This window comes from Minwuia sp. IMCC3009 (assembly GCF_029909415.1).
Lineage (GTDB): Bacteria > Pseudomonadota > Alphaproteobacteria > Minwuiales > Minwuiaceae > Minwuia.
The window spans coordinates 846599-859320 of sequence record NZ_CP123781.1 but is presented as its reverse complement, the minus strand read 5'-3'; the positions used below and the strand labels follow the sequence as shown (position 1 = coordinate 859320).

Below are 12722 nucleotides of genomic sequence, written 5' to 3'. Positions count from 1 at the left end.
CGTTTCAAGCTTCTCCCGCCCCACGGTTTGTGGTCAGCTTGATACATAACAACAAGATTGGGAGCGAAAATCGACATGCAGGATCTGGCAGGGAAAGTGGCATTCGTCACCGGCGCGGCGAGCGGTATTGGTCTGGCGATTGCGCGGTCGATGCATCAGTCGGGCATGAAGGTGATGCTGGCGGACATAGATGCCGACGGCCTGGCCCGCGCGGCGGCGGAGCTTGGGACCGGCACCGCGACCGTGATCTGCGACGTGCGCGATGCGAAATCCGTGCAGGCGGCGGCGGACTCGACCATCGAGACTTTCGGCAAGGTGCATGCGGTGGTGAACAATGCCGGTGTCGGGCTGGGCGGTGCCCCCGGTTCGATCCCGCTGGAGGACTGGCGCTGGATCGTCGACATCAACCTGATGGGCGTCGTGCACGGGGTCGAGATCTTCACACCGCTGATCAGGTCGCATGGTGAAGGCGGACACTTCATCAACACGGCCTCCATGGCCGGTCACTGGACCAATGCCAACATGGGTCCCTATTGCGCCACCAAGTTTGCCGTCGTCGGCTATTCGGAATGCCTGAACGAGGCGCTGGCCCCGGAGGGAATCGGTGTCTCGGTGCTGTGCCCCGGCTTCGTGCAGACCAGCATCGCCACCAGCGGCACCGCGCGCCCGTCCGGCATCATCCCCACACGCCCTGCCCCGACAGCCGACAGTGACACACCGCCGATCCCGGATGCCGGGTCACTGGTGGCCAACGGGATGCCGCCGGAGATCCTGGGTGACTGGGTCGTGGAATGCATGCAGCGCGACGCGCGCTATATCTTCACCCATCCCGACATGGCCCCGCTGATCGACATGCGCCATGCCGCGATCAAGGAAGAGTTCGCGCGCAGCGCGGCCAATGCGACATTGAAGGCCAATCAGACAGCCCACGGCTGAGGGGGAGAGGCAAGGCCATGGCCGACCTGATCGAACTGAGTTCACGCATCATCGACCAGGGCGACGAACAGGCGCCCGGCCTGCTGAACCGCGTCACCCGTGAACTGTCGGAAGTGGCCGACGGTGTCGCGGTGGTCGAAGCCTTCAGCCATGTGGTCAGCTTCCGCACCGACGACGGGCTGGTGCTGTTCGATACCAGCCTGCAGGCCCATGCACCTGCGATCATCAAGGCCCTGCGCGGCTGGTCGAAGGCCCCGGTCCATTCCATCGCCTTCACGCATGGACACATCGATCACATCGGCGGCACACAGGCCTTTCTGGATGAAGCCACGGACGCCGGAAATCCCCGCCCGCGCATCATCGGGCATGAGAATGTGGCCCCCCGCATCGACCGCTACATCAGGACCAACGGCTACAACGGCCACATCAATGCCCGCCAGTTCGGTCCCAACCGGCCCGGTGGCCAGCCAAGGGTGGAGCGTGACGGTCCACCGCCGTTCGGTCCGAAATCCTGGGTCAAGCCCGACACCACCTTCGTCGATCGCATGAACATCCGTGTCGGCGACGAGCATGTGGAACTGTTCCACGACAAGGGGGAGACCGACGATCACCTCTGGGCATGGTGGCCGGAACGAAAGGCGATCTGTGCCGGGGACTTCATCATCTGGATGTTCCCCAACGCCGGAAATCCTCAGAAGGTCCAGCGCTACCCGCTGGAATGGGCAAGGGCGCTGCGCCAGATGCGGGCGATGAAGCCGGAACTGATCCTGCCCGCCCACGGGCTGCCCTTCGCCGGGCAGAAGCGCATTGCCACCGTCCTCGACGACATGGCCTGCGCCCTGGAGGGGCTGGTGGAGGACACGCTGTCGATGATGAATGACGGCGCGCGCCTGAACGACATCATCCACAGTGTCCGGGTGCCCGACGACCTGCTGGCGAAACCCTACCTGCGCCCGTTCTATGACGAGCCGGAGTTCGTCGTGCGCAATATCTGGCGGCTGTATGGCGGCTGGCACGATGGCAACCCGGCCAACCTGAAACCGGCCCCCGACGCGGCGCTGGCGTCGGAGCTGGCGCGACTGGCGGGTGGCGCACCGGCACTGGCCTACCGGGCACGCGAACTGGCGGAGGCAGGGGAGCATCGGCTTGCCTGTCACCTGGCAGAATTCGCGGCACAGGCCGCGCCTGAAACCGCTTCCGTTCATGCCGCGCGGGCCTTCGTCTACCAGAAGCGAAGGGAGACCGAACTGTCGCTGATGGCGAAGGGCATCTATGGCGCCGCCGCGCGCGATTCGGAGGCCAAGGGCCAGTTGAATACGAAGGCTCAGCCGGACAGCTGAATGGCCGAGCCCTGGGGAGGGGAAACGCATGACAGTCAGGATCGAGAAGGACGGCCACGTCTGGACCGTCATTCATCACCGCCCGGAAGCCCGGAACGCCATGGACCCGGAGAGCTCCATTGCGCTGAACGATGCCTTTCTGGCATTCGAGCGTGATGATGAGGCGCGGGTGGCCGTGTTCTTCGGCGAAGGGGGTGCCTTCTGCTCCGGCTGGGACCTGAAGCACGCGGCGGCGCTGGAGGCGCGCGAGCCCGGCCAGCAGGCGCTGGACGAGCTGCACTTCACCGCCGACGGTCCCGCGCCGGGACCCGGCGACGACATTCCGCGCGGCCCCATGGGGCCAAGCCGCCTGGAACTGGACAAGCCGGTGATCGGTGCCATCGCCGGGCCGGCCGTGGCCGGTGGCATGGAACTGGCCATGTGGTGCGACTTCCGGGTCATGGAGGAAAGTGCCTATATGGGTGTCTACTGCCGTCGCTGGGGTGTGCCGCTGATCGACGGCGGCACGGTGCGCCTGCCCCGGCTGGTCGGTCAGGGACGGGCCATGGAGATCATCCTGACCGGGCGGAAGGTGCCTGCGGAGGAATGCATGCGTATCGGCCTGTGCGAACATGTGGTGGCGGACGGAACCAGCCGGCAGAAGGCGGAGGAACTGGCGCACCAGATTGCCCGGTTCCCGCAGAACTGCATGCGCGCCGACCGGCGCTCCACCATCCGCCAGCACGGTCTTTCGGTGCGGGAAGGCCTTGCGCAGGAATGGCAGAACAGCCGCGCCCAACTGGCGCGCGAAGGGATTGCCGGGGCCGCCCGGTTCCGGGACGGCAAGGGACGCGGCGGCGATTTCGCCGACATCTGAATATCGGCGGGGAGGCCGAAACATGAGCTTGTTCAACAAGGTACTGATCGCCAATCGCGGAGAGATCGCCTGTCGGGTCGCGACGACACTGCGGGAGATGGGGATCGTTTCCGTCGGCATCCATCACGCAGCCGACAGTCTTTCCGCCCATGTGGGCGCGGTGGACGAGGCTGTGCTGATCCAGGGCGAGACCCCTGTCGCGGCCCATCTGGACGTGGCGCAGATCCTGAAGGTTGCGCGCGAGTCCGGTGCCGATGCCATCCATCCCGGCTATGGCTTCCTGTCAGAGAACGCGGGCTTCGCCGAAGCGGTAAGAGGTGCCGGACTGACCTTCATCGGCCCGGACCCGGACTGCATCCGGCTGATGGGCGACAAGATCGAATCGCGGAAGTTCGCGGAGACACATGGTGTGCCCGTCGCCCCCTCCGTCCTGCCGACCGGCGACATCGACAGTTTCATCGCGGAGGCCGCGCGTATCGGCTTCCCCCTGCTGGTCAAGGCATCCGCGGGTGGCGGTGGCAAGGGCATGAGCATTGTCCGTGACCCCGCGGATCTGGCCGATCAGGCCCGACGGGCGGCGAGCGAGGCAGAACGCTATTTCGCGGATGGCCGGGTCTATGCCGAGCGCTATGTCGACCGCCCGCGCCACATCGAGGTTCAGGTGCTGGGCGATGGCACAGGCAAGGTCGTGCATTTGCATGAGCGCGAATGCTCCATCCAGCGCCGGTTCCAGAAGATCGTCGAGGAAGCACCCTCCGCCGGACTGCCCGACGCCCTGCGCGCGGAGATCTGCGCGGCGGCGGTACGGCTGGCCAGCGCCGCGAACTATCTCAATGCGGGCACCGTGGAGTTCATCCTGGCCCCCGACGGCGCATTCTATTTCCTTGAGATGAACACCCGTCTGCAGGTCGAGCATCCGGTGACCGAGATGGTGACCGGCATCGACCTGGTCCGGAAACAGGTGGAGATCGCGGCAGGTCAGGGCCTCAGCCTCGAACAGGACGAGGTGGCGCTGAACGGCCATGCCATCGAATGCCGCATCTGTGCCGAGGACCCGACGAACGGTTTCCTGCCGGAGACCGGGCGGGTGTTGCTGCTCGATCCGCCGACGGACGATCACATGCGGTTCGAGAACGGGCTGACCCAGGGCCAGTCCGTCACCAGTGACTTCGACCCGATGCTGGCCAAGCTGGTGGTGCATGGACCAGACCGTCCCGGCGCGGCGGACCTGATGCGCAAGGCCCTGCGGGACACCACCCTGCTGGGTGTCGGCACCAACATCGACTATCTGGCCGACATCGTGGCCCATCCGGCGTTCCGCTCAGGCGACCTGCACACGGGTTTCGTCGAGGAGCATGCGGAAAGCCTGACCCGGTCGGAACCGGATGGAAAGACCGTCGACACCGTGCTGGTCGCGGCGCTGAACGGCCACGACAGCTTCCGCCGCCAGAACGACAATTACCCCGAGCCCTATGCCAGCATGGGGCACTGGCGGAACTGATCCGGCGATACCGGCGGCTCAGGCTATGGCGCCACCGGTCCGCATCGCCGCGATGTCATCTTCCGAATAGCCCCATTCGCCCAGGATCTGGTCGGAATGTTCGCCGATCGACGGCGCATGGGTCATCGCGTCCGCGCCCTCGATGCGCGGCAGGCCGGGGATGTGCGGCATCGGCACGGTGCCGGTCGAGGTGTGCTCGACATAGGCAATCGCCTCCACCGCCCTGGTGTGCGGATGGTCCATCAGTTCGCGATAGGTCTGCACCGGGGCATTCATGACCCCCGCCGCCGTCAGCGCCTCGGCCCAGTCCTGCGTCGAGCGGGTGCTGAAGACATCGCGGATCATCGGCATCAGCTCGGCCTCGTTCCGCAGCCGCAGCTCACCGGAGCAGAAACGCGGATCATCCTTCCATTCCGGCTTGCCCATGACATCGCAGAGCGTCTGGTAATGCGCCTCCCGCATCGCGGTGATGTTGATGAAGCCGTCGGTGGTCGGCATGGTGCCCACGGGGACGTAGAGCGGCTGGCTCTGGCCCTTTTCCAGATAGAACTCCATCACCTTTGCCGCCTGGAACGCTGCAGCGCTCTGCATCAGATTGTTGTCGATGTAGCAGCCGGTGCCATAGCGGAACTTCCGCATCAGTGCGGTCGAAAGCGCATGAAATGCATAGAGGCCGGTGGTGACATCGATGGGGATCATGTTCAGCCGCTGCGGAATGCCATCCTTGTCGCGGTTGACCGTCATCAGGCCCGAGTAGGCCTGGATGACCGCATCGGTCACCGGACGGTTGGAGTTCGGGCCGGACTGGCCGAAGCCCGTGACCGAAAGATAGATGACGTTCGGATTGACCGCCTTCACCTGGTCGTAGGACAGACCGAACTTCGCCATGACGCCGGGACGGAAGGCTTCCACGATCACGTCGGCCTTTTCCGCGATGCGCCGGGCAACCGCCAGCGCGTCAGGGTTCTTCATGTCCATGGCGAGCGACCGCTTGCCCCGGTTGAAAGCGATGGAATGGGCGCACTGGTCGCCGTAGATCGCGCCCAGGGCACGTCCCCAGTCGCCTGCCAGAGGCTCGACCTTCATCACGTTGGCACCATGCTGGGCCAGCAGCATGGTCGAATGCGGCCCGGCCACACCCTGTGAAAAGTCCAGCACGTTGATTCCATCAAAGGCGCGCGGTTCGTCAGTCATTCGGGTCCCCCCAGCTCTCGATCATCTCCGCTGGCGAACCCGACATATGCCGGACACCGGGCGGCCTTCCTCCCCGGAAAGCAGAACACTTCTAGCAAAGTTGCCCCCGCCGTCTACCGGCAAGATCGGCAATGCAGTCATTCGGCCCGTTGCGGCGCCGGTACGGCCAGCATCTCCAGCAGCAGGTCGGCCAGTGCCTCGACCGACGGGGAGAGCCTGCTGCCGTTGGCGTGGAACAGGTAGGTCTTCAGGTCAGGCAGCACCGGAAAGCCTCTGTCGAGCACACGCAGCTTTCCCGAGACGGCATCGACGGGCAGGACGGTCACGGCCAGTCCGGCCTCCACAACGCAATCCAGTCCGGCCCGGCTGGTGCTCTCATAGGCGAAGCGAAAGGGCATGCCATGGTCGTCCAGCGCCTGGACCGCCGCCTTCCGGTAAATGCAGTCCGGTGCGAAGATGGCGAGCGGCAGCGGATCCACCTCCGGCGCGTCGGAATGCCGTGCCGCAGCCCAGACGAGGGGCCTGTGCATGATCTGCTGCCCGCCCGACCGGCCACAGCGCTGGGTCACGAAAGCCAGATCCGCATCGCCGGCTTCCAGACGCTCCAGCGCCTCCCAACTGCGGTTGCAACTGAGTTCGACCTGAACCAGCGGAAAGCGCCTGTCGAACTCGGTCAGCACCGGGGGCAGAAAGCACATGGACATGTCGGTGGCGGCAAGCCGGACACGTCCCCGCTCGACCTGCTGCCCCAGTTCCATCATCGCGTCCGCCGTCAGGCGCATGACACGGTGCGCGTACCGCAGCACGATCTCGCCCTCCCGCGTCAGACGGACTTCCCGGCTCGTGCGGTTGAGGACGCGGACCTGCAACGCCTCCTCCAGCCGCTTGATCTGCATGCTGACTGCGGATTGCACGCAGTTGAGGCGTTCGGCGGCGCGGGTGAAGTTCCGGGTCTCGGCGACGGTCACGAAGGCCCGCAGCAGACCCGCATCAATCGGTTGGGAAGGCTCCAGCATCAATTTTCCTGATGATCAGATCAATTCTATTCGTTTCACGAATTCCACTACCGCACCTACCTTGCGCCGACAACCTGTCCCTGACGTCGCGAGCACCTGACCATGAACAGAAAACTCTGGATTGCCCTGATCTGCGCCGGCTGCGTCCTTGGCCTGTCCGTCGGCTTCCGTCAGGCGCTTGGCCTGTTCCTGACACCGGTCTCCGAATATCTGGGCTCGGGGCGGGAGGCCTTCGCGCTCGGCATGGGACTGATGAACCTGTTCTGGGGTCTGGGCGCGCCCTTTGCCGGGGCGCTCGCCGACCGTTTCGGGGCCGCATGGGTCATCGCGCTGGGCGGGCTGGCCTATGGCGCCGGCCTGGCTGTCATGACCCTGCCTGGAACGGGCGATCAGCTGCTGGTCGGTGGCGTGCTCATCGGGCTGGGCCTGAGCGGTTCCGGCTTCACCGTCATCCTCGGCACCATCGGCCGCATCACGCCGGAGAAACATCGCAGCACCGCCCTGGGACTCGCCTCGGTCGGCGGGTCCATCGGCCAGTTCATGTCCCTGCCCTATACCCATTTCATCATCGACGGATTTGGCTGGTCGAACGCGCTGCTGATCCTGGGAGCCTCCGCCTGCCTGATCGTGCCGCTGGCCTATGGCCTGGCCAGCAAGCCTGTCGTCACCGACACCGGCCCGGAGCAGAAGATCGGTGAAGCCCTGCGCGCCGCCTTCGCGATCCCGAGTTTCTGGCTGCTGAACGCCGGGTTCTTCGTCTGCGGCTTTCATCTGGCCTTCGTCGGCGTCCACCTGCCGGGATTCCTGAGTGATCGCGGCTTCGATCCGTGGCTGGCCACGGTCTCCCTGACCATCGTCGGGCTGACCAACATCGCGGGCAGCTACGCCTGTGGTGTGCTGGGCGGCAAGTATTCCAAGAAGAACCTGCTCAGCCTGCTCTACCTCGCCCGCGCCGCGATCTTCCTGCTGTTCATCCTGACGCCGGTGACGGAGCTGACCGTCATGATCTTCTCTGCCGCCATCGGACTGCTCTGGCTTGGCACCGTACCGCTGACCAGCGGGCTGGTGGGACACATCTTCGGAACCCGCTACATGTCGATGCTGTTCGGCATTGTCTTCATGGGCCACCAGTTCGGTGGCTTCCTGGGGGCCTGGATCGGGGGTTATGCCTACGACACCTTCGGGTCCTACGACGCCATGTGGTGGCTCAGCATCGCCCTCGGCGTCGCCTCCGCCGCGATCCACTGGCCGATCGCGGAGAAACCGGTCGCCGTCTCCCCCGCCTGAACCGGCGATATCCGGCGTTGCCTGGCAGCGCCGTTGTTGCTATTGAGAGTCAATTGCATTATTAAGAACTCCTGTCATCTGCCGGACGCCTGTCCGCAGCATTTTCCGAAACGTCAGGAATATCTGGCCCATGATCTCCATCCGCACCGCGCTGGTCGGCCTGTTCCTTTTCGCGGCTTCCGCCGCCTCCGGGGCGGAGACGCGTGAACCGGGCATCGGTCTGGAACTGAACAGGCTGGAAGCCGTGGAGGGCGCCTGCCGCGCCTATGTCGTGCTGCAGAACGATACCGACGCGGCCTTCTCCGCCCTGCGCTATGACCTGGTCATCTTCGATGCCGACGGCATCGTCACCCGGCGACTGGCGCTGGAGACCGCGCCGCTGGTCGCGGGCAAGACGAGTCTGAAGGTCTTCGATCTGGCGGAGATCGCCTGTGACGGCATCGGGCGGATTCTGGTGAACGGCATCCTCGAATGCACGGACCAGAACGGCGAGCGTGACGATTGCCTGTCCCTGGTACGAACGACCTCCCGCAGTGACGTTTCCCTGATCAAGTAAGGGCCGAACCGATGCAGACCGAAGTGACCCTCCCGCCCTCCGCTGCTGCACCGGACGGACCATTGGCCGATCTGCTGGCCATGCTCCAGTCCGGCGGCCCCGTGGTGGCACTGCTGATCGCCATTTCGGTCGCGGCAACAGCCATCGTGCTCGCCAAGGCCTGGCAACTGCGCGGCATCCGTTCCGCCGATGCAGCCATGACCGGCGATGCCCTGTCGCTCTGGCAGGCGGGCCGGACGGGAGAGGCCGTGACAAGGTTGCAGGGTTCGACCGGGCCGCTCGCCGCGACAATCGCCGCCGCCATGCGCGGCATCCGGCAGGGTATGGACCCGGAGGTTGTGCGGGCAGAAACCATGCGCTGCGCCGCCGACGCGCTCGAAGCCTGCCGCACCGGCCTGCGCGCCCTGGAGGTCATCGCCTCCCTCGCTCCCCTGCTCGGCCTTTTCGGCACCGTGCTGGGCATGATCGAGGCGTTTCGCCAACTGGAAGCCGCGGGCAACCAGGTCAACCCGGCCATCCTGTCGGGCGGCATCTGGGAGGCGCTGCTGACCACGGCGGTGGGCCTCGCCGTCGCCATCCCGGCGGTCGTGGCCCTGAACTGGCTGGAGCGCCGGATCGAGCGGCTGGCCCACACGGCGGACAGCGCCATCACCCGCCTGTTCACCCAGAACCTTCCACCGGCACAGCATGCGGAGGCTTCCCATGTCGGCGATCTTCACCCCGCCGCCGTCGCTCAGGGCGGCGACTGACGGACGCCGTCGGGCACTGATCAGCCTGACACCGCTGATCGATGTCGTCTTCATCCTGCTGGTCTTCTTCATGCTCGCCTCCTCCTTTCTCGACTGGCGTGCCATCGACCTCGATCCGCCCGCCAGGGCAGGCGCAGCAAAGGCGCTGACCGGTGCCATGCTGGTGGATGTCCGCGCCGACGGGCTGTGGTTGTCTGGCGAAATCCTGTCCCTGAACCTGATTGTTGAACGGTTGAGACAGGTCGCTGAAGATCACCCCGACCGCCCCCTCATCGTGCGTCCTGCGGACGGCGTTTCCCTGCAGCGCACGATCACTGTGCTGGATCGCCTGGCCGGGAGCGGGATGCGGAACATCTCCCTGGCCCGCCCGGAGCAGAACCGTTGAGCCTCGCCCGCATCCACAGGACGCGTCCACGCAACGACGACGATCGTGTCCTGCCCCTGATCAACGTCGTCTTCCTGCTGCTGATCTTCTTCATGGTGGCGGGGCACCTCTCCGCGACCGATCCCTTCACCGTCACCCCGCCGCATTCCGTCACCGAAGCGGCGCCCGACAGGAACACGCACCTGATCCTGATCGACCGGCAGGGCCAACTGGCGCTTGATGGGCTGCCGCTGTCGGAGGCTGCATTGATCGAGGCTTTCGGGCGCAGTCCGATGACCACAGTCCGGGTCAAGGCCGACGGTGCCGTGGATGCGATCAGGGTTATCGCCCTGATGGAGCGCCTGCGTGGCGCCGACCTGACGGATATGCAATTGCTGACCGTCCCGGCAGGCGAATGAACCACATCCCTCCCCCCGGCTGGTTCCCGGCCCTGATCGTGGCGCTGCTGCTTCACGCGACCATCGCCGTCGCCATGCTGTTGCAGGCACCGACCAGCGGCACGCCCCTGCCCGGCGTGTCCGGCATGCAGGTCGGCCTTGCCGCTTCGGGAGGTGCCTTGGGCGAGGTGGCGGAGGTCGAAGGCGTGCCAGCGGAAGCCGGCCCCCTCTCACCGGAGACGGCAGAAACAGTGACCGCGGAACCGGTCGCCGAGGCCATGCCTGCACCTGAGCCAGCCGTCGCGGCACCGGAGGCCGCCGCCGTTCCCGCCCCGGCCGAAGCCACTTCACCTGCCCCGCAGCCGGTTGTAGCCACAGGCCCGACCGGGACGGCGGCAAGGGTTGTCACTGAAGGGATCGAAACCGCCGACGCAACGCCGGAGCCGGTGACCGAGGCCGTTGCCGCCGTCTCGCCGCCACCACTCCCGGTGCCGCGCCCGAGGCCGGAGGTGGTTCAGACCGCCGAACCGAGGGAAGCGACTGCCGTGAACGTGACGACACCGGCGTCCCGGACCGGGCCTGCCGTCGAGGCGGTCAGGACGGGCGGCCCTGGTGAAGCAGTGCAACAGGCTGCGCTGGTGACCGGTGGTGGCGGCCGCTCCGGTGACCGGTCCGGAGCCGGCAAGTCCAGCCAGGGCGGCACCCGCTCCGGCGGCGGCAGTCCGGGTGAGCGGCAGGACTATCTCACCCGTCTGCTGAACTGGCTGGAACGCCACAAGGAATACCCCCGCCGGGCGCAAAGGCGACGGCAGGAAGGCACGGCGATGCTGTTCTTCCGCATGGATCGCGACGGGCGGGTGACGGAGTTCCGCATCGAAAAGGGCTCCGGCCACGCCCTGCTCGACGCCGAAGTCGAGGCCATGATCCAGCGCGCCCAGCCCCTGCCCGCCATGCCGGACTTCATGCCGCAGAGCCAGCTCGAACTGGTGGTGCCCGTGAAGTTCGCACTGCGCTGACGCCGCCTGCATGGCGGCCCGGGATCAGGCTGGGAAGTGGGAAATTGGTGGAGCCGAGGGGAATCGAACCCCTGACCTTCGCATTGCGAACGCGACGCTCTCCCATCTGAGCTACGGCCCCACAACAGCACCGGACACTTGGCCCGGAGCCGCGCTTTCTTAGGTGCCTGTGGCCTGCCAAGTCAAGCGGGAAAGCGGGTTTCGCACCGCACCCCCTTGCCCCGCTTACACATCGGTTGCAGAATCACAATCAAGATCATAATTTCAATGACTCTTTTCTTCAGGCACCCATGATGGTCAACCAGCGACTCGATCTCCTGACCGATTATCCGTTTCAGCGGCTGCGTGATCTGCTGGGTGATGCACCGGCAGGCGGGCCGGAGGGGGCGGAACCGATCAGCATGGCGCTGGGGGAACCGCAGCTTGGCGCGCCGCCGCTGCTCATGCAGGCGCTGACCGCCGCCGCCGGGGATTTCGGCAAGTATCCGGCGGTCAACGGCACCCCCGGCCTGCGCCGGGCCATTGCCGAATGGCTGGACCGCCGCTACGGGCTTGGCGCCGGACAGGGCATCGACCCGGAAACGGAGGTCATTCCGCTGAATGGCACGCGGGAGGGCCTTTTTGCGCTGGCGCAGATCGCGGTGCCCGCCGTGCGCGCGGCCACCCGTCCGCTGGTCCTGACACCGAACCCGTTCTACCAGTGCTATCTGGGTGCGGCGACCATGGCGGGGGCGGAGATCCGGCTGATGCCCGCGATCCGGGAGAACGGTTTTCTGCCGGATCTGGACACACTCGACGCGGAAACCCTGTCGCGCACGGCGCTGATGTACCTCTGTTCCCCCGGCAATCCGCAGGGGGCGATTGCCGACAGGGCCTATCTGAGGCGCGTGGTCGATCTGGCCAGGGCGCATGATTTCGTTCTGGCTCTGGATGAGTGCTACGCGGAGATCTATGACGAGGCCCCGCCGGTGGGCGGGCTGGAAGTCGCCGCCGCCACCCCGGACCGGTTCCGCAATGTCGTGGTCTTCCACTCCCTGTCGAAGCGGTCCAGCGCACCCGGCCTCAGGTCCGGTTTCATGGCAGGCGACCCGGAGATGGTGAAGCGCTTCGCCAAGCTGCGCAGTTTCGGCGGCGCACCGCTGCCCGGCCCCATCGCCGCCGCCTCCGAGGCACTGTGGCGCGACGAGGCCCATGTCGAACAGACGCGCCAGCACTATCGCGCCCTGTTCGATCTGGCCGACAGCCTTCTGGGCAACCGCCCCGGCTACTACCGGCCGGCAGGCGGCTTCTTCGTCTGGCTGGATGTCGGCGACGGTGCGGCCTTCGCCCACCGGGCCTGGACGGAGGCCGGCGTGCGCGTCCTGCCCGGCGGCTATCTGGCGCGCGAGGAACCCGACGGCAGCAACCCGGGGGAGCGCTACGTGCGGCTGGCCCTGGTACAGGATCACGCAACGACCGGTGAGGCGCTGAAGCGCCTTGCCGCACTGATGGACAGTTGAGGACAGCATC

General features: G+C 66.2%; 13 protein-coding genes and 1 tRNA gene. 11 read left to right on the top strand and 3 right to left on the bottom strand.

What is annotated here, in order from left to right:
• Positions 1-75: 75 nt before the first annotated feature.
• From QGV55_RS03980 to QGV55_RS03965, 4 genes are read left to right on the top strand one after another with little or no spacing between them, the layout of a single operon-like run.
• The gene (locus tag QGV55_RS03980; RefSeq protein ID WP_281018151.1) at positions 76-936 is read left to right on the top strand and encodes an SDR family NAD(P)-dependent oxidoreductase; all 861 of its coding nucleotides are present in this window, start codon (positions 76-78) and stop codon (positions 934-936) included.
• A 17-nt stretch (positions 937-953) separates the two neighbouring features.
• A complete protein-coding gene (locus QGV55_RS03975) occupies positions 954-2276 on the top strand; it encodes an alkyl sulfatase dimerization domain-containing protein (protein WP_281018152.1) in 1323 nt (440 codons plus the stop codon).
• 28 nt (positions 2277-2304) lie between these two features.
• Positions 2305-3132, top strand: coding sequence for a crotonase/enoyl-CoA hydratase family protein (locus QGV55_RS03970; RefSeq protein WP_281018153.1), 828 nt, complete (start codon positions 2305-2307; stop codon positions 3130-3132).
• 22 nt (positions 3133-3154) lie between these two features.
• Complete coding sequence (locus QGV55_RS03965) at positions 3155-4633, top strand: biotin carboxylase N-terminal domain-containing protein (protein ID WP_281018154.1); 1479 nt, start codon at positions 3155-3157, stop codon at positions 4631-4633.
• Positions 4634-4651: 18 nt separating this feature from the next.
• Here QGV55_RS03965 and QGV55_RS03960 read toward each other — a convergent pair whose 3' ends face one another.
• Positions 4652-5827 (bottom strand): CoA transferase, encoded by a 1176-nt coding sequence (locus QGV55_RS03960; protein WP_281018155.1) that lies wholly within the window; start codon positions 5825-5827, stop codon positions 4652-4654.
• 137 nt (positions 5828-5964) lie between these two features.
• Entirely contained in the window at positions 5965-6843 is an 879-nt protein-coding gene (locus QGV55_RS03955; RefSeq protein WP_281018156.1) for a LysR family transcriptional regulator, read from the bottom strand.
• Positions 6844-6945: 102 nt separating this feature from the next.
• Between QGV55_RS03955 and QGV55_RS03950 the strand changes: the two genes are divergently transcribed.
• The 6 genes from QGV55_RS03950 (at position 6946) to QGV55_RS03925 (ending at position 11213) form a co-directional block, all read left to right on the top strand.
• A complete protein-coding gene (locus tag QGV55_RS03950; RefSeq protein ID WP_281018157.1) occupies positions 6946-8130 on the top strand; it encodes an MFS transporter in 1185 nt (394 codons plus the stop codon).
• A gap of 130 nt (positions 8131-8260) precedes the next feature.
• Positions 8261-8686, top strand: a complete 426-nt coding sequence (locus tag QGV55_RS03945; protein WP_281018158.1) for a hypothetical protein — start codon at positions 8261-8263, stop codon at positions 8684-8686.
• 62 nt (positions 8687-8748) lie between these two features.
• Complete coding sequence (locus tag QGV55_RS03940) at positions 8749-9435, top strand: MotA/TolQ/ExbB proton channel family protein (protein WP_281018159.1); 687 nt, start codon at positions 8749-8751, stop codon at positions 9433-9435.
• Positions 9389-9820, top strand: coding sequence for a biopolymer transporter ExbD (locus QGV55_RS03935; protein WP_281018160.1), 432 nt, complete (start codon positions 9389-9391; stop codon positions 9818-9820). The genes QGV55_RS03940 and QGV55_RS03935 overlap by 47 nt, the downstream gene beginning before the upstream one ends.
• The gene (locus QGV55_RS03930; protein ID WP_281018161.1) at positions 9817-10218 is read left to right on the top strand and encodes a biopolymer transporter ExbD; all 402 of its coding nucleotides are present in this window, start codon (positions 9817-9819) and stop codon (positions 10216-10218) included. Before QGV55_RS03935 ends, QGV55_RS03930 begins: the two co-directional genes overlap by 4 nt.
• Positions 10215-11213 (top strand): TonB family protein, encoded by a 999-nt coding sequence (locus tag QGV55_RS03925; RefSeq protein ID WP_281018162.1) that lies wholly within the window; start codon positions 10215-10217, stop codon positions 11211-11213. Before QGV55_RS03930 ends, QGV55_RS03925 begins: the two co-directional genes overlap by 4 nt.
• Before the next feature lie 45 nt (positions 11214-11258).
• Here the strand turns inward: QGV55_RS03925 and QGV55_RS03920 are convergent.
• Positions 11259-11334, bottom strand: a tRNA-Ala gene (locus QGV55_RS03920).
• Positions 11335-11503: 169 nt separating this feature from the next.
• On the opposite strand from QGV55_RS03920, the gene QGV55_RS03915 reads away from it, so the two are divergent.
• Positions 11504-12712: an aminotransferase class I/II-fold pyridoxal phosphate-dependent enzyme gene (locus QGV55_RS03915; RefSeq protein ID WP_281018163.1), complete on the top strand. Its 1209-nt coding sequence runs from the start codon at positions 11504-11506 to the stop codon at positions 12710-12712.
• Positions 12713-12722: the final 10 nt, after the last annotated feature.